Genomic DNA, 19,732 nt, shown 5'->3' with positions numbered 1-19,732 from the left:
TCACGGGGATGTGACCAAATTCACGCGACCCCGCGCGCGGTCTGCATCGCGGTGATCTTCGTGATCATCCGCTCCATCAGGATCGCCCCGACGCCCAGGCACAGCGCGCTGGCGAAGGTGCTGTCCAGGAAGAAGCTCACCTGGTGGGTGACCGTTTCGGAGCCGTCCGCTCCCGTGCTGTGGAGAGTGTAGGTGTGGTAGCCGGTCGGCCAGGCCAGTATCCAGCACGCCCACCAGCCGGCGGCGAGCCGGGACACGGCGACGCCGTCGCCCGGTGCGACGCTGGAGGCGCGCCAGACGTCCCGCATGATCTGCACCGGGAACCACAGGCCGACCACCGGGGTGAACCAGGCACCTATCGTCCAGCCCTGCGAGCGGCTCTGTGGCCCCCACATGCCCGCGTTCTTACGGACACGGTAGAACCAAACGAGGAACACCACTGCTATCCCTGTGAAGAGAAGCAGGTTGAGAACCGTCACCAATTGCCTGGCGCCGCTGGTCCCGGTGAGGGCGACCAGCGCCGCCTGACCGATGGCCGAGATGAAAAGCAACCCTGTCAGGACCCTCCCCAGACCGCTCACCGGGGACGGCGCCTGCTGGTAGGGCGCGCCGTACCCGGGATTCAGGCCATACCCGGGATTCAGGCCATACCCGGGATGCGGAGTCGCGAACTCGGCGGGGGACGGCACCAGCCGACCTCCGCAACGGGAGCATTCGACCGCGCCCGCGGGGGCAGCAAGCTCACAAGCCGGGCAGTTCACGATTCTCTTGTCTCCGCAGGTCGAAAGGCGATGATGAGCGCTGAATCCTAAGCAGCAGCCGACCCGCTTGTCGATCCCCGTTGCGCAGTCGAACGGCGCTGAATCCCCTAGACCTCCACGTCCCGCACCAAAGCCGCCGCACCGATCAGTCCCGCGTCCCCGCCGAGCGCGGCCGGGTGCACCGTCACGTCGCGGGTGAACGACAGCCGCGCGTACTCCTTCAGGTGCTCGCGCAGCGGCCCGAACAGCAGCTCCCCCGACTTCGCCACGCCGCCGCCGATCACAGCGGCCTCCATGTCCACCAGCGCGGCGGTGCCGGCGATGGCGGCGGCGAGGGCCTTGGCCGAGCGGTCGAACGAGGCCAGGGCGATCGGGTCGCCGGCCCGGGCGGAGTCCGCCACCTCGGCGGCCGTGGCCTCCGACGCGGGGCCGCCGCCGGGGCGCTGCCAGCCCTCGCTGACCGCGCGCGCCGCGATCGCGGTGCCGCTGGCGATGACCTCCACGCAGCCGCGGGCGCCGCACGGGCACGGCGGGCCGTCCAGCTCCACGCACATGTGGCCGACGTGGCCGGCGTTGCCGCTCGGGCCGGGGCGCAGTCGACCACCGAGGATCAGGCCGCCGCCGACGCCGGTCGAGACCACCATGCACAGCACGTTCTCGCGGCCTTTCGCGGCGCCGCGCCAGTGCTCGCCGGCGGCCATGGCGACGCCGTCGCCGGCCAGGGTGACCGGCAGGCCGGTGCGGTCCGCGACCCGTGCCGCCAGCGGGAAGTCCCGCCAGGCGTGGATGTTCAGGGGGCTGACGGTGCCCTTGGCGGCGTCGATGGGTCCGGCGCTGCCGATGCCCACGGCCACGGCCTCGGCCCAGGCGGGCTCGGCCGTCAGGGCCGCCAGGAGGTCGTCGACCGCCGTCATCGGCTCGGTGGCGGGAGTCGGCCGCTCGTGCCGGGCCAGCAGCTCGCCCGCGGCGTCGACCAGCCCTGCCGCGATCTTGGTGCCGCCGATGTCGATGGCCGCGTACACACTTCCTCCGGTGGGTCGGAAAACGTTTTGGCCAGCTGCACGGATCGGCCTGCTGGACGGACGAACCGCCGAGCCGGGGGCTCAGGATCCCCGGCTCGGCGGCGGCTTGCAAAACCGCTGAGGTCTCGGCGGCCGACTGCTAGCTCAGCGCCAGCTCGTCGATCGCGGCGAGTTCCTCGGCGGTGAACTCCGGCCCCGACACCGCGGCCACGTTCTCCTCCAGCTGCGCCACCGACGAGGCGCCGATCAGCGCCGAGGTCATCCGCGGGTCGCGGACCACCCACTGCGTGGCCATCTGCGCCAAGCTCTGCCCGCGCTTGCCGGCCAGCTCGTTGAGGCCGCGCAGCTTGGTCAGGACCTCCGGCGTCAGGTTGTCCTTGGACAGGAAGCGGCCGATCGACGCCCGCGAGCCGGCCGGGATGGTCCCGTCCAGGTACCGCGAGGTCAGCAGCCCCTGCTGCAGCGGGCTGAACGCGATGCAGCCCATCCCGGTCTCGGCGGTCGCGTCGAGCAGCGAGTCCTCCTCGATCCAGCGGTTCAGGATCGAGTACGAGGGCTGATGGATCAGCGCCCGCACCCCCATGCCGCGCAGCAGCGCCGCGGCCTCGCGGGTCTGCTCGGAGTTGTAGGAGGAGATGCCGACGTACAGCGCCTTCCCCTGCTGCACCGCCGAGGCCAGCGCGCCCATCGTCTCCTCCAGCGGAGTCTCCGGGTCGAAGCGGTGCGAGTAGAAGATGTCGACGTAGTCCAGGCCCATTCGGGTCAGCGACTGGTCGAGGGAGGCCAGCAGGTACTTGCGCGAGCCCCACTCGCCGTACGGCCCGGGCCACATGTCGTACCCGGCCTTGGTGGAGATCACCAGCTCGTCCCGGTACGGCCGGAAGTCCTGCGCGAACACGTGCCCGAAGTTGGTCTCGGCCGAGCCGTAGGGCGGCCCGTAGTTGTTCGCCAGGTCGAAGTGCGTCACGCCGAGGTCGAAGGCCCGCCGCAGCACCGCGCGCTGGTCCTCGATCGGCTTGCCGTCCCCGAAGTTGTGCCACAGCCCGAGCGAGACCAGCGGCAGCTTCAGCCCGCTGGCCCCGCTGCGCCGATAGGGCATCCGGTCGTCGTAGCGCTCCGGGTCGGCGGCGTACGTGGGAAGGACGTTCATGGTTCAGGCCTCCGAACCGGTCGTGCGGGCGAAGCGGAGCGTGACGAGCTGGAACGGCCGCAGATCCAGACGGAGTCCATCGTTGTCTGTGGCCACGCTCACACCCTCTCGGGTGATCGGCCGCTCAAGCAAATCGCAGATCTCAAAGCCCGAGAAACCGAAGCCCGGCGTGACGCGCGCCGAGGCCCGGCCACCGTGCGATTCGTAGACGCGCAGGATCACGTCGCCGCTGCGGTCGTCCGCGAGCTTGATCGCGGAGGCCACGACGGCGTCGTCGTCGATGGTGAACAGGGGGGTGACGTCGCGCTCGCCGCCCTCCACCGCACGGCGGTTCGTGGGGAGCGCATAGCCCTCACGCACCGCGTCGCCGATCGACGCGCCCGGCACGAGCGAGTGGTGGAAGTAGTGCTTGCCCTGGTCGGTCTCGGGGTCGGGGAACCGCGGCGCGCGCAGCAGCGAGATCCGCGCGGTCGTGGTGGTACCGCCGTCCGCACGGACCGTGCGCGTCACGTCGTGGCCGTAGGTCGAGGCGCTGACCAGCGCCACACCCCAGCCCGGCTCCTCGAAGTGCACGAACTTGTGGTTGCAGGCCTCGAACTTCGCGGCCTCCCACGAGGTGTTGGTGTGGGTCGGACGGAAGATGTGGCCGAACTGGGTCTCCGAGGCGTAGCGATCGGCGTGGACGTCCAGTGGGAAGGCCAGCTTGAGGAATTTCTCGGTCTCGTGCCAGTCGACCTCGGTGCTGATGTCCAGCCGCCTCGAACCCGGGGCCAGCGACAGCTGCTGAACCACGCGCGAAGCTCCGAAACTCCTGCTGACCTGCACTCCACCGGACAGAGCCTTGAGCTCGTCGACCTCAGTCAGATCAGTGACCGTGTTGCGGTAGAACTCGTCGACGTCCCAGGCGTCCCACATGTTGGGGAAATCGGGGTGGATCTGCAGCAGGTTGGCCGGGGAACCGGGGGCGACGGTCTCGCGGCCGTTCTCGATGTCGACCACCGACACCAGCAGGCCGCGCCCGTCGATCTCGGCCCGCACCACGCCGTTGTCCAGGACGAACCCGCCGCCCTCGCGGGCCGTCGGCGCCACGCGGGCGTCGGGCTCGGCGGCGATTCTTGCACCGCCGGCGGGAGTCGCCCACCGCCCGTGCGGCGCGGAGTTGAACACGACCTCGCGGTCGCCCTCGCCGGCCAGCGCGGCCAGCGCGTCCCGGATGACCTTGTCGAGCTCGTCCGCCACCGCCGCATAGGTCTTCTCCGCCTCGCGGTGCACCCACGCGATCGACGACCCCGGCAGGATGTCGTGGAACTGGTGCAGCAGCACCGTCTTCCAGATCCGGTCCAGCGCGGCGTAGGGGTACTCGAAGGCGTTCCGCACCGCCGCGGTCGCGGCCCACAGCTCGGCCTCCCGCAGCAGCTGCTCGCTGCGCCGGTTCCCCTGCTTGGTCCCGGCCTGGCTGGTCAGCGTGGCCCGGTGCAGCTCCAGGTACAGCTCCCCCACCCACACCGGCGGGTTCTTGTACTCGGCCTCCGCCTTCGCGAAGAAGTCGGCGGGCTTCTCCCACGCGACCTTCGCCGACCCCTCCAGGTCCTTCATCCGCCTGGCCTTGGCGACCATCTCGCGCGTGGTCCCGCCGCCGCCGTCGCCCCAGCCGGTCGGGGCCAGCGACACCGAGGCGCGGCCCTTGTCCTTGAAGTTGCGCGCGGCGTGCGCGATCTCGCTGCCCTTCATCGAGCAGTTGTAGGTGTCGATCGGCGGGAAGTGCGTGAAGATCCGGGTGCCGTCGATGCCCTCCCACAGGAAGGTGTGGTGCGGGAACTTGTTGACCTGGCTCCAGGAGATCTTCTGGGTCAGCAGCCACTTCGAGCCCGCCGCCTTGATGATCTGCGGCAGGCCGCCGGCGAAGCCGAAGGTGTCCGGCAGCCAGGCCTCGTCGTTCTCGACGCCGAACTCGTCCAGGAAGAAGCGCTTGCCGTGCACGAACTGCCGGGCCATCGCCTCCGAGCCGGGCATGTTCGTGTCCGACTCCACCCACATGCCGCCGGCCGGCACGAAGCGGCCGTCCGCGACCGCCTTCTTGACCTTCTCGTAGACCTCGGGGCGGTGGGTCTTGATGAAGTCGTACTGCGCGGCCTGGGACATCGTGTAGATGAACTCGGGCTCGGAGTCCAGCAGGTTGGTCATGTTCGCGGTGGTGCGCGCGACCTTGCGGACCGTCTCCCGCAGCGGCCACAGCCACGCGGAGTCGATGTGCGCGTGGCCCACCGCGGAGATCTGGTGGGCCGAGGGCACGGCCGGCTTGGCCAGCACCTCGGCCAGCCGCTCGCGCGCGGCGGCCGCGGTGGCGTTCACGTTCTGCAGGTCGACGGCGTCCAGCGCGCGCTCCACGGCCCGCACGATCTCGTAGCGCCGCGCCGAGTCCTCCGGCAGCTCGGCCATCAGCTCGCCGAGCACCTCCAGGTCGGCGACCAGGTTCCAGACCGTCTCGTCGAAGACCGCCAGCTCCAGCTTCTCCAGCCGGTACTGCGGCTCGTCGCCGGCCGTCTCCTTCTCGCCGAGCAGCGTCGGCAGGAAGGGGTGGTAGTCCAGGATCACCGGGTTCGAGGCCGCCTCGACGTGCAGCAGCACGTCCTCGCCGCCGGCCGCCCGGTCCGCCACGCGCACCCACTGGTTGCGCGGGTTCAGGCCCTTCACCGGCGAGCCGTCGGGCCGGTAGACCAGCCCCTCGCACTGGAAGCCGGGCATGTTCTTGTCGAATCCGAGGTCGATGATCGCCTCGACGGTCTTGCCCGCCCACTCCGCGGGCACCGTCCCGGCGACCGTCAGCCAGCTCGTCCCCCACGGCGCGCCCCAGCGGTCGCCGACCGCGACCGGCTCGCGCGGCGCGGCGAGGCCTTCGGCCACCGGCACCGGTTCGCCGGGCGCCACCCAGATCGACCCCGTCAACGGCACCGACTCCGGGTAGATCGCCGGGGTGATGCGCTCCTCCAGGACGCGCTTCAGGCGGTGTTCCACCAAGGACCGGTTATCGTGCATCGCTTTAGCTCCAAACGTCCTCGACGGCCAGCACCTCGGTGATGCCGCGCGCAGTCAAGTGATTCTTATCCCCCGCGAGCCCGGCCAGTACAGCTGTGGGCCGCGCACCTTCTGCTAATAAATGCATGAAGGCTTCGTAGTAGCGTCCGCCGGGACCGCATGTGGCCCGTGCCGTGACCTCCTCCGGCAGGTCCACGACCAGGCCGACGGCCCGCGGCGCGGGCGGCGCCCAGTGCTCCCGGACCTCGCCGACGATCTTCGCCAGCTCCAGTCCGGCCGGCTTGGGCTCGCGGGAATTGGTGAGCAGCCCGAGGCGGTATTCGAGCTCGGGGAAGTCGGCCAGGTCCTTGCTCACGTCGTGCGAGCACCACCACGTGACGCCCCACAGGTCCGGGCAGTCAAGCGCGTTCGCTACCGTCGCCCGGGTGAAATCGGCGGCTTTGTCAGCCGGTATGTGCGGCTGCGGAGCGCCGACCTCCTGCAGCCACACCGGCCGGTGCGCCTCGGTGGCCCAGGCCTTGGACAGCTCGATCATGTACTCGGCGTGGTGCGCCACGGCTGTGGAGTCCGTGCCGTAGCGCTGCTGCGTGCCGTTGAAGACCCAGGAGTGGATCGCGGTCGCGGCGCCCTGGCGCGCGGCGTGCCCCGGGGTGAAGGGGTGGTCGTCGAGGTACCAGGCGGCGTCGTAGGAGCAGTGCAGGTGCAGCTTGCCCGGCGCGCCTTCTTCACAGGCCGCGAGCAGCCGGTCCAGCCAGGCGGCGGCCTGCGCGGGGGTGATGCGGTCCGGATCCGGATGCGGGTCGCCGGAGAACTGGTTGGTCTCGTTGCCGAGCGTCATGCCGATGAAGTTCGGGCGGTCGGCCAGCGCGGAGGCCAGCGTGCGCAGGTACTCGGCCTCGCCGGCGACCACGTCGGGGTCCGTGAACATGTTCCGGCGGTGCCAGGTGCTGACCCAGGCCGGCTGGAAGTCGAAGCTGGACAGGTGGCCCTGCAGACCGTCGACGTTGACGTCCAGCCCGCGCTCGCCGGCGGCGTCGGCGAGCGCCACCAACTGCTCGACGGCGCGCGGGCGGATCAGCGTCCGGTTGGGCTGGAACACCGGCCACAACGGGAAGACCCGCACGTGGTCCAGGCCCAGCCCGGCGATCGAGTCCAGGTCGGCGCGCACCTCGTCCAGGTCGAAGTCGAGCCAGTGGTGGAACCAGCCAACGCTGGGGGTGTAGTTGACGCCGAAGCGGGGCGCCGGCTGGGAGTGCGCTGACTGGGAGTGCGCCGACTGTGGGTGCGTCGGCTCGGTGTGCGTTGTCGGGAGCTGCGGGGACGGCGGACGGGGCGGAACTACGGTCATGGCCGGAGCGGGTCCTCGTGTGTGCGGGGCGTGCGGTGGCAAGTCAGATGTCTTCGGACCAGGAGGGCGTCACCCCTTGATGGCGCCCTCCGCGACGCCTCGGAAGAAGTACCGTTGCAAGATCAGGAACAGCGCGAGGATCGGCAGCAGCGCCATCATGGTTCCGGCGGCGATGGTGCGCGGGTCGTGCGACCACTGGCCGTTCAGGTAGGACAGGCCGACGGTGAGGGTGAGCTTGTTCGGGCTCTGCAACACCAGCAGCGGCCACAGGAAGTCGTCCCAGGCGCCGATGAAGGCGAAGATCGAGATCACGCTCAGCGTGCCCTTGACCGACGGCAGGCCGACGTAGCGCATCCGCTGCAGGACGGTGGCGCCGTCGATGATCGCGGCCTCCTCGACCTCCTTGGGCAGCGCCATGAACGCGTTGCGCATGAGCAGCACGTTGGTCATGGCGATCATGTCCGGCAGGCAGACCCCGAGGATCGAGTCGCCCAGGCCCATGCTGGTGATCATCTGGAACTTGGAGATGATCGTCACCTCGGCCGGCAGGATCAGCGTCGCGACGAACACCCCGAGCAGCAGCTTGCGGCCCTTGAACTTGAGCCGGGCCAGCACGTAGCCGGCCAGCGTGGCGCCGATGACGTTGCCGGTGACGTTGATGACGGCCACGGTCAGCGAGTTCACCGCGAAGTGCCACACCGGGATGGTGTTCTGCACCTCGCCGTAGTTGCCGAGCGTCGGGTGGTGCGGCAGCAGCTGGATGTTCTGCGTGTAGACGTCCTCGGCCTTGCTCTTCAGCGAGGTCGACAGCTCCCACAGCATCGGGCCGATCGAGATCAGCAGCACGATGACCAGCGCGGTGTAGCGCAGGACCAGCCCGTGCGGCGTCGGCGCGTCGAAGATGGGCGAGCGCCCCTTGCGGTCCGGATGCCGGACCGCGGTGCCACGGCGCGCCGGCCGCTTCCCGCGCGTCTCGCGCTCGCGGCTGTCCTCGGCGGTGGTCGCGGTCACGACTCCTCCTGGCTGTTCTTGTTCAGGCGGGTCAGGAACAACAGCGGGATGGCGGTGAGGAAGAACAGGAACACGCTGATCGCGCTGGCGTAGCCGAGCCGGCCGTCGCTGCCGGAGGCGGCCTGCTGCACCAGCATCACGATCGACACGTCCTGGCCCCCGACGCCGCCGGTGGCGCCGCCGAGGATGTAGAGCTCGCTGAACACCCGCATGGCGTTCACCGCGATCAGCACCGCGATCAGGATCATGGTGCCGCGCACCCCGGGGACGGTGACGCTCCAGAACCGGCGCACCGACCCGGCGCCGTCCACGGCGGCGGCCTCGTGCAGCTCCCGCCGCACGCTGCCCAGCGCGGACATGTACAGGAGCATGTAGTAGCCCAGGCCCTTCCACACCGTCAGCGCGATGGCGCTGAGCAGCAGCAGCCACCGGTCGGTGAGGAACGGGACGGTCTTGTGGACCACGCCCATGGTCTGCAGCAGGTTGTTGAACAGGCCGCGGTCGTCCAGCATCCACTTCCAGATCAGCGCCACGGTCACGGCCGAGGCGATGACCGGGAAGTAGAACGCGGTCCGGAAGAAGGCGATGCCGCGGATGTTCCGCTGCACCAGCATGGCCAGCAGCAGCGGAAGCAGGGTGAGCAGCGGGACGCAGATCACCATGAAGACGATGGTGTTGATCACCGCGTCCCGGATGTGCGGGTCGTGCCACAGCAGCCAGTAGTTCTTGAGACCGATGAAGTGCCCACCGGTGAGCTGGTGCACGTTGGTGAACGACAACGTGACGGTGTTGATCGCCGGCCACACGCTGAACAGCGCGAGCCATACCAGCGCCGGCAGCATCAACAGCCATGGGGTGTAGAACCGGTGGGACCTCATCGGTTTCCTCGCTGCTTCCTATCTCAGGCCTACGGGACACACGTCACTGCGTGAGCAGCGCGTTCGCCTGGTTCACCGTGTTGTCCAGGGCCTGCTTCGAGCTCTCCTTGCCGGTCATCGCCTTGGCGATCTCCTGGTTCAGGATCGTGTTCATCGCGTCGGTCCAGATCGGCGGCGTGAAGTTCACCGCGGTCTGCATGTCCTTGTACGCGATCACCGCGGCGTCGCCCTGCGGCGTGCCGTCGCTCTTGCTGTACTGCGGGTCGTTCGCCGAGGCGGCCGAGCCCGGCAGGAAGCCCGGGGCCAGCTTGATGAAGGCGACCTGGTTCTCGTTGTTCGTCACGAACTCGGCGAAGGCCAGCGCCAGCGGGAGGTTCTTGCTCTTGCTGGCGACCGACAGCCCCTGCACGTACAGCGGCGCGGTGTCCAGCGCCGGGGACGGGAGCACGTTCGGGGCCAGCGTCGGGTTGTCCTGCTTCAGGCTGGTGATCAGGTTGCCGCCGCCGGTGGTCCAGGCCACCTGCTGCTTGCTGAACAGCGCGGAGTTGCCCTCGTAGCTGTTGTCCAGGACGTTCGACGGGAGGTACCCGGCCTTGTAGGCGGCGGTGTACTTGTCCAGCATCGCCTCGGCCGGCGCGGTGTTGAAGGCGAACTTCGTGCCGTCGGCGGTGAGCAGCTTGGTGCCGGTGTTGGCGATGTCGGACAGCCCCGGCGCGCGGGACATCAGGTAGTCCTTGCCACCGGACTTGTCGTGCATGGTCTTCGCCTGCGCGACCAGGTCGTCGAAGGTTTTCGGCGGGTTGCTCGCGTCCAGGCCGTCCTTGGCCATCATCGTCTTGTTCCAGTAGCTGACGTCCGTGCCGAGGTACCACGGGAAGCCGAAGTCCTGGGAGCCGCCGGAGATGTCCTGGTAGTTGTAGGCGGCCAGGCCGCTCTTGACGTAGTCCGTCGCCAGCGTCGGGACGTTCTGCTTCAGGTCCAGCAGGTTGCCGGTCTTGGCCACGGCGTGCGCGATGTCCGGCGGCAGGTTGATCACGTCCGGCAGGCTGCCGGTGGAGACCTGGCTGGCCACCTTGGTCGGGTAGCCGTCGCCGGGCTGGTCGATCCAGTTGACGTCGGTGCCCGGGTGCGCCGCCTTGAAGTCGGCGATCAGCTTGGTGAAGTACGGCGTGAACTTGTCGTTCTTCAGCGACCAGGTCTGGAACGTGATGCTGCCGGACAGCGCGGCCGTGGTGGAGACGGTCTTGTTCGCGTCCGTGGACGAGGACTTGCTTCCGACGCCGCAGCCGGCCAGCAGCGTCGCGGCGACGGCTATGGCGGATACCGCTGTGGTCCTGCGCATGCTCATGACTCCCGGCTTTCCGTGTGAGGGATCGGTGTTGGGGATCGGTACTGGCTTCGTTCAGGGAGTGCTCTCTCGTTCACGAGAGTTTTACTAAACCGCTCTAGTGGAATGGGACTATGCTCTTGGTCATCCGGGGTGTCAAGGGGCGAGACGACCCCCACCGGGGAAGGGATACCGAACCGTGACCAGGCCCACCATCGATGACATCGCGCGAAGCGCCGGGGTGTCGAAGAGCGCTGTATCGTTCGCGCTGAACGACCGCCCTGGCGTAAGCCCCGCCACGCGGGAGCGAATCCTTCGCGTCGCCTCGGAGATGAACTGGCGGCCGCACAAGGCGGCGCGCGCGCTCGGCGGCGCCCGCGCCGACGCGGTCGGGCTGGTGGTCGCGCGCCCGGCGCAGACCATCGGCGCCGAGCCGTTCTTCGGCCTGCTGCTGGCCGGGCTCCAGGCCGGGCTGTCGGCGCGCTCGGTGGCGCTGCACCTGATGATCGTCGAGGACACCGCCGCCGAGATCGAGGTCTACCGGCGCTGGACCTCCGAGCGGCACGTGGACGGCTTCGTGCTGGTCGACCTGCAGCACCGCGACAAGCGCGTGCCGGTGCTGGAAGACCTCGGCGTCCCGGCGGTGGTGATCGGCGGCCCCGGCGGCCACGGCACGCTGCCCAGCCTGTGGGCCGACGACCGCGAGGCGATGCTGTCCCTGGTCGACTACCTCGCGGCGCTGGGCCACCGACGTATCGCGCACGTCGCCGGCGACGAGGCGTTCCACCACACCCGCCGCCGCATCCGCGCGCTGAAGGACGCCGCCCGCCGCCTGCACCTGGTGGACGCGGTCTCGGTCCCCACCGACTTCAGCGACGCCCAGGGTGCCTCGGCCACCCGCGCACTGCTGAGCAGCCCGGACCGGCCCAGCGCCCTGATCTTCGACTCGGACGTGATGGCGGTCGCCGGGCTCGCGGTGGCCGCCGAGATGGGGGTGGCCGTGCCGGCCGGCCTGTCGGTGGTCTCCTTCGAGGACTCCCTGCTCACCCGCATCGTGCACCCGGGGATCACCGCGCTGCACCGGGACACGTTCGCACTCGGCGGGCAGGTCGCGGCGATGCTGCTGGCCGCGGTCGACGAGCCGGGCTCGGTGCGCGACGTGCAGAGCGCCACGCCCCGGCTCACGGTGCGGGAGAGCACTCGCGCCCCTTACACCGAGCGGAGGGCATGAACCGGTTCAGCGAACCTGGTGAACCGGTTCAGTAACAGCCGGTGAGCTCCCACGAACAGCCCACGCCCGCTTGCGCGCAGACCCCGCCTGGACTGCGCTGTTATCGGAACAGGATGGGAGGACGATCATGTTCGTCCGCAGCCTCTACATCACCTGCGACCCGACGGACGTCGGCCCGGCCCTGGACGTGATCGCCAAAGCGGTCCCGGGGATGATGGCCGAGCAGCCCGGGTTCGACGGCATCGGGATCTTCGCCGACCGCACGCTCGGCAAGATCCTCACCGGCTCCTGGTGGGAGACCGAACAAGCCCTCAAGGACAGCGACGAGCAGCTCCGCGACCGCCGCACGGACATGCTGGCGCGGTTCGTCTCGACGATCACCACCACGAACCTGGAAGCCGCGGCCTACAGCCGGCCGGCCTCGGCGACCAGCGGCGGCTTCCGGCTCCAGCGCATGGCGTTCACCCCGGACCATGCCGACCGGCTCGTCCAGGCGTTCAAGGAGATCGGCCTGCCCCGGTTGCAGTCCCTCGACGGCTTCCAGGGCGCAGCTCTGCTCCTGGACCGGGCCCGAGGCATGGCCGGCGTCAGCACGATCTTCCAGGACATGGACGCGCTCGCGGCCTCGCGCGGCCCGCAGGCCGCCATCCGGAAGGCGGCGTTCGAGCAGATGAAGGAGGGTGTCCAGCTGATCGCGCTGGAGGAGTTCGAGGTCGTGGAGCTCGACCTGCCGACGTCCAACCCGATCAAGCGGCCCGGGACCTGAGAGCGTGTGGCGCACTTAACAGCAAGACCCGGCACGAAGGACCACAGGTCGGCTTCGTAGAATCACCGCTATGGGACAACCAGCCGTAGAAGTGACCGGCCTGGTCAAGAGGTACGGCTCCAAGACCGCGGTGGACGGCCTGGACCTGCGCGTGCAGACCGGGACCATCACCGCCGTGCTCGGCCCGAACGGGGCCGGCAAGACCTCGACGATCGAGTGCTGCGAGGGGTACCGCCGTCCCGACGGCGGCACCGTCCGCGTGCTCGGGCTGGACCCGGTCACCGAGGGTGAGCGGCTGCGGCCGCGGATCGGCGTGATGCTGCAGTCCGGCGGCATCTATCCCAGCGTGCGCGCCGCGGAGATGCTGAAGCACACCGCGAAGCTCTACGCGAACCCCCTGGACACCGACGCGCTGATCGAGCGCCTGGGCCTGGGCTCGGCCGGCCGGACCACGTTCCGGCGGCTGTCCGGCGGCCAGCAGCAGCGGCTCTCGCTGGCGCTGGCGGTGGTCGGGCGGCCGGAGCTGGTGTTCCTGGACGAGCCCACGGCCGGCCTGGACGTGCAGGCCCGGCACGCCACCTGGGAGCTGATCGAGCAGCTGCGGCGCGACGGCGTCACCGTGGTGCTCACCACGCACCTGCTGGACGAGGCCGAACGGCTGGCCGACACGGTGGCGATCGTGGACTCCGGCCGGGTGATCGCGCACGACACCCCGGCGGGCCTGGCCGCGGCGAACGGCACCGCGGACACCGCGATCCGCTTCACCGCACCGCCCGGCCTGGACCTGGCCGGGCTGCTCGATCTGCTGCCGGCCGGCCTGACCGCCGTCGAGCAGCCGCCCGGCGGCTACACCGTCGCCGGGGACATCACCCCCGACGTGCTGGCGAAGGTGACCGCGTGGTGCGCCGCCAAGGACGTGATGCCGCAGGGACTGAGCGTGGGACGCCGTACCCTCGAAGACGTCTTCCTCGATCTCACCGGACGGGACCTCCGTTGACGACCACCGCCTCCGCCGACGACACGGCCGACGACACCGGCGCCGTGCACGGCACCCGCCGGGCCGCGGCCCTGAGCTTCACGCCGAAGCCGGGCGCCGCCCCGGCCTCCCGCATGATCCTCGCGCAGGCCGCGCACGAGGTCCGCCTGATGCTCCGCAACCCCGAGCAGCTGCTGCTGACCATAGTGATCCCGGCCCTGATGATGGTCCTGTTCTCCGGGGAGTCGCTGGTCGCGACCACCGGCCCGGGCAAGCGCATCGACTTCTACGCCCCGGGCCTGTTCGGCGCGGCGGTGCTGTCCACGGCGTTCACAGGGCTGGCCATCGCCACCGGCTTCGAACGCCGCTACGGCGTACTCAAGCGCATGGGCGCCACGCCACTGCCGCGCTGGGGGCTGATCGTGGCCAAGGCGCTGTGCGTGCTGTGCGTCGAGGTGATCCAGATCGCGCTGCTGTCGGCGATCGCCCTGGCCATGGGCTGGAAGCCGCACGGCAACCCCCTGGCGGTGGCGCTCCTGATCGTCCTGGCCACCGGCACCTTCGCCGGCCTGGCCATGCTCATGGCCGGCACCCTGCGCGCCGAGGCCACACTGGGCCTGGCGAACTTCGTGTTCCTGCTGCTGCTGGCCGGCGGCGGAGTGATCATCCCACTGTCCAAGTTCCCGTCGGGCGTCCGCCACGTACTCGACGCCCTCCCGATCAGCGCCCTCACCAACGGCCTGCGCGACGTGCTCCAGCACGGCGCCACGCTGCCCTGGGCGAACGTCGGTATCCTCGCCGCGTGGGCGGTGGCCGCGATCGCGGTGGCCGCCCGCACCTTCAAGTGGGAGTAGCAGGACGATGACGCAGACCGCCGGGGACGCCCCGGCCGGCAGCACGGCCCCGGCTGGCGAGGCGAAGGTGCCGGCTCAGGCTGAGCGTGCCGGCGCCGACTCCGCCGCCCCCGCAGACACGACCGGCACTCTGAGCGCCGCCGCAGCCCCGGCCGAGTCCGCGACCGCCGAGCCGGCGAGCACCTCGCGCACCGCTACCCCGGCCGACCTCGCCGCCGCCGACACCGCCGCTCCGGCCCCGGCGCCCGCATCCGCCGCCTCACGCTCCGCAGCCCCGGCCGAGTCTGCGACCGCCGAGCCAGCGAGCACCTCACGCACGGCCGCCCGGGCGCCCGGCGAGCCATCGGCCACCGCCTCGCGCCCCGCCGCCCCGGCCCCCACCAACCTCCTGGCCCGGATCATCGCCTGGCGCACCACCCCGGCGATCCTGACCTGGACCTGCTTCGCCGCGCTGGTCGCCAACATCGGCATCATCGTCACCGGCGGCGCGGTCCGCCTCACCGACTCCGGCCTGGGCTGCCCGACCTGGCCCACCTGCACCGACGGCAGCCTGGTGCCGACCAGCCGGCTCGGCGCGTACGGCGTCGTGGAGTTCACCAACCGCATGCTGACCTTCGCGGTGTCGGTGGCCGTCGGCGCCGCGATCATCGCGTGCATGCGCTGGCACCCGCGCCGCGCGGTGCTGAACAAGCTGTCCTGGACGCTCTTCGTCGGCGTCGTGGTGCAGGCGGTCATCGGCGGCATCTCGGTGCGCACGCACCTGGCCCCGATCTGGGTCTCCCTGCACATGCTGGTCTCGCTGGGCATGGTCGCGCTGTCCTACGTCCTGTGGGTCCGCAGCCGCGAGCCCAACGACAACGAGCCCATCCCGACCGTCCAGCCCGTCCTGCGCCAGCTCGGCTACGTCCTCACCGTCGGCGTCGGCGCACTGCTGATCGCCGGCACCATCGTCACCGGCAGCGGCCCGCACTCCGGCGCCAAGCTCGGCGACCCGGGCAACAAGCGCTTCCCGCTCAGCCCCGCCAACGCCACGCAGCTGCACGCCGACCTGGTCTTCCTGGTCGTGGGCCTGACCGTGGCGCTGTGGTTCGGACTGAAGGCGACCGGCGCCGGGCCCCGCGTCCTCACCGCGGTCCGCGACCTGTTCCTGCTGCTGATGGCGCAGGGCGTGATCGGCTACGTCCAGTACTTCACGCACCTGCCGGTGCTGCTGGTCGGCATCCACATGTTCGGCGCGGCGATCGTCTGGGCCGGGACCTGGCGGGTGCTGCTCGCGATGCGCGAGCGCAAGGCTGCCCCGGCGGTGGCCTGACGGAGCCCGTATAGCCTGTACAGCAGTGTCCCCGGCCCGATTCTCGCGGGCCGGGGACACTTTCTCTCTTGATCCGATTCCTATGCGGTCAGGGCGCTTCAGCCGACCGGTGGCCGGACCGTATTGCCATCGACGTAGCCGACCAGATCCTTCTTCGCGTGCTCCGCGAAGTCCCGCGACACGGTCAGCGGCCAGGCCGTGTCGACCGCGAGCGCCCGGACCTGGTCCAGGGTCAGCGGCGGCACCGCACGGGTCGCCGACGTCCCGGCCTTCTGGAAGAATTTCAGGTTCCTGTTCTGCGCCTCGATCATCACCTCATGGCCGTCGGCGAACAGCAGCGTCGCTGTGCGCACGAGCCCGCCCCGTTCCTTGTCAGGCGCCTCCTCCAGCACGATGGTGGTGCCGTCCTGGGTGACGGTGTTCTCGCACACGGTCGCACGGTCCGCGGACCGCCGGACCCCGCACTCCAGCAGCCGCTTCTGGTCCTGGCTGTGTTGCACCACCGAGACCGACACCGACCCCACTCCGGCTCGGTCGGTCACCTCCACCGCGCCGTACAGGTCGACGCCGTCCTGCCCCGGCGACGCGTGGTCCTCCCCGACGTACGCCGTCGGCGTCCCGCAGGGCAGAGCCGTCTTCAGCAGTTCGGTCACCGACCGCGGGTCCAGCGGCACCTGGCCCTCGGGTTCCCGCGCCGGATTCGCCCCCGCAGACAGCGCCGGGACGTCGCCGGTCCCACTGGTCGGGCACTGATCCGTCTTCGGCACGCCGGTCCCCGGCCGCGACGCCGCCGACGCCCCGCCGCCGGCTGTATTCGTCCGCTCCGATGCCCCGCCGGACCCGCCGCTGAGCGCCACGGCTCCGGCCGCCACGCCCAGCACCGCCGCCACGCTCAGCGTCCCGGTGACTGCCCGGGTCCGCACCACCCGCGAGCGCGCGGCGGCGAACACCGCCGTCGGCCCGCCGACGACAGGCGGTTCCTCGCCGATCCCCGCACCCAGCACATCCCTGATCTCGTTCTCGTTCATTCCATGGCTCCTTCCGAGCCGATCCCGAGTCCGAGCCGGTCATCCTGGAGCGCCACGCGCAGCGCGGCGAGAGCCCTGGCGCTCTGGCTCTTCACCGTCCCCGGTGAGACGCCGAGCAGGGCCGCGGTCTCCTCGACGCTTCGGTCCTCCCAGTAGCGGAGCACCACCGCCGCCCGCTGCCGGGGGGCGAGTCCGCGTAATGCCGAGAGCACCGTGAGCTTGAGATCGCTGTCCCCGCCGGCACCGTCCACGACCTCCAGCGGTTCCGCCCACGACTTTTCCCGCCGCCGCCACAACCGGCGGTTCTCCTCCAGGAAAGTCCGCAACAGTACCTGCCGGGAGTAGGCGTCCAGGCTCTCCACATGGCGCCGCCGCGCGGCCACCACCACCTTGACCAGCGTCCCCTGGACGAGGTCCTCGGCCCGATGCCAGTCCCCGCACAGCAGGTACGCCGTGCGGCGCAGCGCCAGATACCGTCCCTGGACGAAGTGCTCAAGTTCCTCCTCGACGGCCGCCTTGTCTCCCCGCGCCATGGGTTGTCCCCTCCGACCGACTCAAACTTCTGTCACCGGTCCTTGAGGGGTCGGCCCGAGCGCGGGGTTGCTCGGGCTGGGAACTTTTTCCGGCCGACTCCTACACGCCGGGCGCCGCCACCACGAGCTCCGCGATCCCGGAGGCCTCGACCCGCCCCTCGCGCGCCGGCACGAAGCACGACTCACCCTGAGTAAGCGTCAGCGCCCCCCGAGTCCCGCGTAGCTCGACCTCGCCGGACAGCGCCAGCACGATCCGCGGGCCGGTGCCGGGGATCTCCGCGCGCAGCGTGGTGCCGGTGTCCAGGGTGGCCCGGTAGAGACGGAACTCCGGCGCCGGGGTGTCGAACTCCTCGACGCCCGTGGCGATCGCCGTGCCGTGGCGCACCGGGACCGGGACCGAGGCGTCCATCACCCGCAGCAGCTCCGCGACGTCGATGTGCTTGGGCGTCAGCCCGGCGCGCAGCACGTTGTCGGAGTTGGCGAGCAGCTCGATCCCGGTGCCGTGCAGGTACGCGTGCAGCCCGCCGGCCTCCAGGAAGATGGCCTCGCCGGGCTTGAGGACGACCCGGTTCATCAGCAGCATCGCCACCAGGCCGATGTCGCCGGGGAAGTCCTCGGCGACGCGCAGCACGGCCGCGAAATCCTCCGCGAGCTCGCCGCCCTTGTCCGCCCCGACCCGGCAGGCCTCGACGACGCCCGCCACCAGGACCTCGCGGGTGTCCGCGGGCCACTCCAGCAGCCGGCCGATGGCGGCGGCCACGGTGGCCGGCTCCGGCCGGTCCGCCAGCGCCGCCCGCACCGGGTCCAGCGCGTCGGCGCCCAGCTCGACGAGCTCGGCGAGCACGCGCTCCGCGTCCTCGGCGGTGCGGCAGCCGGCCAGCGCCTCGAATGCGGTGAGCGCCATCAGGATCTCCGGCTTGGGCCAGTCGTCCACGTAGTTGCGGTTCGGGTCGCCGGCCGGCAGCCCGCGCTCCTGCTCGGCGGCGTAGCCGGCCTCGGCCTGCGCGCGTGTGGGGTGCGTCTGGATGGACAGCGCCTTCGCCGACGACAGCACCTTGAGCAGGAACGGCAGCCGGTTCTTGAACCTGGCCGCGACCTGCGGGCCGAGCATCCCCACCGGGTCGGCGGAGACGAAGTCGAGGAGCGTGGCCTCACCGCCGTCGATGCGGGACGGCGCCGTCGGGTGCGCGCCCATCCACAGCTCGGCCTCCGGCTGCCCGGAGGGCTCGCGGCCTAGCAGTTCGCTGATGGCGCTGGGCGATCCCCAGGCGTAGTGCTGCGTGGTGTTGGTGAGCCGATACACCCTGGAAAGGGTACAGGTGCCTCAGTGAACCCTCAGTGAACGAGCGGGCTCACGGCCGCGGCCACGAACAGCAGCGCCAGATACATGTTCGAGAAGTGGAACAGCCGCATCGGCAGCAGCGCCACGCCGTCCTTGCCCGAGCGCGCCCGCAGGTCCAGGCGGTGCGCCTCGACCAGGAACACCACGCCGAGCACGGCCGCCGCGATCGGGTAGACCAGGCCGGTGTGCCCGATCGGCCACAGCAGCAGCGAGCAGGCCACGGTCGCGTAGGAGTACCAGACGATCTGCTTGGTCACCTCGCGGGCCGGGGCCACCACCGGCAGCATCGGCACGTTCGCCGCCGCGTAGTCCTCGCGGTAACGGATGGCCAGCGCCCAGAAGTGCGGCGGCGTCCACAGGAACACGACCATGAACAGCACCACCGGCGCCCACGCCAGCCGGTCCGTCGCCGCGGTCCAGCCGATCAGCGCCGGGAAGCAGCCGGCCGCGCCGCCCCAGACGATGTTCTGCGGCGTGCGCCGCTTGAGCAGCATCGTGTAGACGAGCACGTAGAAGGCGTTCGCCGCGAGCGCCAGGCCCGAGGACAGCCAGTTGACCGCGAACCCGAGCCAGAGCGTGGACACCACGCCGAGCACGAGCCCGAACACCAGAGCGTTCTTCGGCGTCACCGACGCGGCCGGCACCGGGCGGCGCCGGGTGCGGCGCATCTCGGCGTCGATGTCGCGGTCCACGTAGCAGTTCAGCGCGTTGGCGCTGCCGGCGGACAGGTAGCCGCCGATCGTCACGGCGATCACCGGCCACAGCGCCGGCACGTGGCGCAGCGCCAGGAACATCACCGGGATGGTGGTGACCAGCAGCAGCTCGATGATGCGCGGCTTGGTCAGGGCGACGTAGGCCTTGACGACCGCCATCGTGTGCCCGCCGCGGTCTGCCCCCACCGGCTCCACAGAGGGAGTGACGGTCCGGGACGGAGCCGTGGCCGGGGGAGTCTCGACCGTGGTCAAAAGCCCGTCCTCCATGGATGCCTGATTCGGACAACACGCAACTTTAGACCGTCGCCCTCGCAGCTTTCGCGCCGGGTCGCCTTATCGCGCATTGAGTCGTCCAAGCGTCGTAGATCAAATACGCCGCGCAGGTATATGAGGACTCCACCACTGCTGTTCACTAAGGGTTAGCCCGGGCGTACGCGTCCACCT

General features: G+C 70.5%; 17 protein-coding genes. 5 read left to right on the top strand and 12 right to left on the bottom strand.

The features are described from left to right. Window positions 1-20: 20 nt before the first annotated feature. The 8 genes from ABH935_RS11255 to ABH935_RS11220 form a co-directional block, all read right to left on the bottom strand. Window positions 21-689: a DUF4328 domain-containing protein gene (locus ABH935_RS11255; protein WP_370377775.1), complete on the bottom strand. Its 669-nt coding sequence runs from the start codon at window positions 687-689 to the stop codon at window positions 21-23. Between the two features lie 179 nt (window positions 690-868). Next, window positions 869-1,783: an ROK family protein gene (locus tag ABH935_RS11250; protein WP_370377774.1), complete on the bottom strand. Its 915-nt coding sequence runs from the start codon at window positions 1,781-1,783 to the stop codon at window positions 869-871. A 139-nt stretch (window positions 1,784-1,922) separates the two neighbouring features. Further along, window positions 1,923-2,933 carry an L-glyceraldehyde 3-phosphate reductase gene (gene mgrA, locus ABH935_RS11245; protein WP_370377773.1) on the bottom strand — a complete coding sequence of 337 codons (1,011 nt, stop codon included), beginning with the start codon at window positions 2,931-2,933 and terminating at the stop codon, window positions 1,923-1,925. A 3-nt stretch (window positions 2,934-2,936) separates the two neighbouring features. Further along, complete coding sequence (locus ABH935_RS11240; protein ID WP_370377772.1) at window positions 2,937-5,969, bottom strand: alpha-mannosidase; 3,033 nt, start codon at window positions 5,967-5,969, stop codon at window positions 2,937-2,939. A gap of 4 nt (window positions 5,970-5,973) precedes the next feature. Further along, window positions 5,974-7,317 carry a glycosyl hydrolase gene (locus tag ABH935_RS11235; RefSeq protein WP_370377771.1) on the bottom strand — a complete coding sequence of 448 codons (1,344 nt, stop codon included), beginning with the start codon at window positions 7,315-7,317 and terminating at the stop codon, window positions 5,974-5,976. Between the two features lie 69 nt (window positions 7,318-7,386). Then, window positions 7,387-8,328: a carbohydrate ABC transporter permease gene (locus ABH935_RS11230; RefSeq protein WP_370377770.1), complete on the bottom strand. Its 942-nt coding sequence runs from the start codon at window positions 8,326-8,328 to the stop codon at window positions 7,387-7,389. Beyond that, complete coding sequence (locus tag ABH935_RS11225) at window positions 8,325-9,206, bottom strand: carbohydrate ABC transporter permease (RefSeq protein ID WP_370377769.1); 882 nt, start codon at window positions 9,204-9,206, stop codon at window positions 8,325-8,327. The genes ABH935_RS11230 and ABH935_RS11225 overlap by 4 nt, the downstream gene beginning before the upstream one ends. A 43-nt stretch (window positions 9,207-9,249) precedes the next feature. Then, on the bottom strand, window positions 9,250-10,548 hold the full coding sequence (locus ABH935_RS11220) for an ABC transporter substrate-binding protein (protein WP_370377768.1): 1,299 nt from the start codon (window positions 10,546-10,548) through the stop codon (window positions 9,250-9,252). A gap of 184 nt (window positions 10,549-10,732) precedes the next feature. Here ABH935_RS11220 and ABH935_RS11215 point away from each other — a divergent pair, with 184 nt between their 5' ends. The 5 genes from ABH935_RS11215 (at window position 10,733) to ABH935_RS11195 (ending at window position 15,672) form a co-directional block, all read left to right on the top strand. Continuing rightward, on the top strand, window positions 10,733-11,764 hold the full coding sequence (locus ABH935_RS11215; protein ID WP_370377767.1) for a LacI family DNA-binding transcriptional regulator: 1,032 nt from the start codon (window positions 10,733-10,735) through the stop codon (window positions 11,762-11,764). A 127-nt stretch (window positions 11,765-11,891) separates the two neighbouring features. Continuing rightward, window positions 11,892-12,530 carry a hypothetical protein gene (locus ABH935_RS11210; RefSeq protein ID WP_370377766.1) on the top strand — a complete coding sequence of 213 codons (639 nt, stop codon included), beginning with the start codon at window positions 11,892-11,894 and terminating at the stop codon, window positions 12,528-12,530. Window positions 12,531-12,600: 70 nt separating this feature from the next. Then, complete coding sequence (locus tag ABH935_RS11205) at window positions 12,601-13,527, top strand: ABC transporter ATP-binding protein (RefSeq protein ID WP_370377765.1); 927 nt, start codon at window positions 12,601-12,603, stop codon at window positions 13,525-13,527. A 113-nt stretch (window positions 13,528-13,640) separates the two neighbouring features. Further along, window positions 13,641-14,360 (top strand): ABC transporter permease, encoded by a 720-nt coding sequence (locus ABH935_RS11200; protein ID WP_370377968.1) that lies wholly within the window; start codon window positions 13,641-13,643, stop codon window positions 14,358-14,360. A gap of 7 nt (window positions 14,361-14,367) precedes the next feature. Then, on the top strand, window positions 14,368-15,672 hold the full coding sequence (locus ABH935_RS11195) for a heme A synthase (protein ID WP_370377764.1): 1,305 nt from the start codon (window positions 14,368-14,370) through the stop codon (window positions 15,670-15,672). Window positions 15,673-15,770: 98 nt separating this feature from the next. On the opposite strand, the gene ABH935_RS11190 is transcribed toward ABH935_RS11195, so the two are convergent. From ABH935_RS11190 to ABH935_RS11175, 4 genes are all read right to left on the bottom strand, one after another. Continuing rightward, on the bottom strand, window positions 15,771-16,700 hold the full coding sequence (locus ABH935_RS11190) for a hypothetical protein (protein WP_370377763.1): 930 nt from the start codon (window positions 16,698-16,700) through the stop codon (window positions 15,771-15,773). After that, a complete protein-coding gene (locus ABH935_RS11185; protein WP_370377762.1) occupies window positions 16,697-17,233 on the bottom strand; it encodes a SigE family RNA polymerase sigma factor in 537 nt (178 codons plus the stop codon). The genes ABH935_RS11190 and ABH935_RS11185 overlap by 4 nt, the downstream gene beginning before the upstream one ends. A gap of 100 nt (window positions 17,234-17,333) precedes the next feature. Then, on the bottom strand, window positions 17,334-18,536 hold the full coding sequence (manA, locus tag ABH935_RS11180) for a mannose-6-phosphate isomerase, class I (protein ID WP_370377761.1): 1,203 nt from the start codon (window positions 18,534-18,536) through the stop codon (window positions 17,334-17,336). A gap of 32 nt (window positions 18,537-18,568) precedes the next feature. Then, a complete protein-coding gene (locus ABH935_RS11175; protein WP_370377760.1) occupies window positions 18,569-19,555 on the bottom strand; it encodes a heme o synthase in 987 nt (328 codons plus the stop codon). Window positions 19,556-19,732 lie beyond the last annotated feature (177 nt).

The organism is Catenulispora sp. GAS73 (assembly GCF_041262085.1).
Classification (GTDB): Bacteria; Actinomycetota; Actinomycetes; order Streptomycetales; family Catenulisporaceae; genus Catenulispora.
The sequence above is the reverse complement of the archived record's forward strand: the minus strand, read 5'-3'. Positions and strand labels throughout refer to the sequence as shown.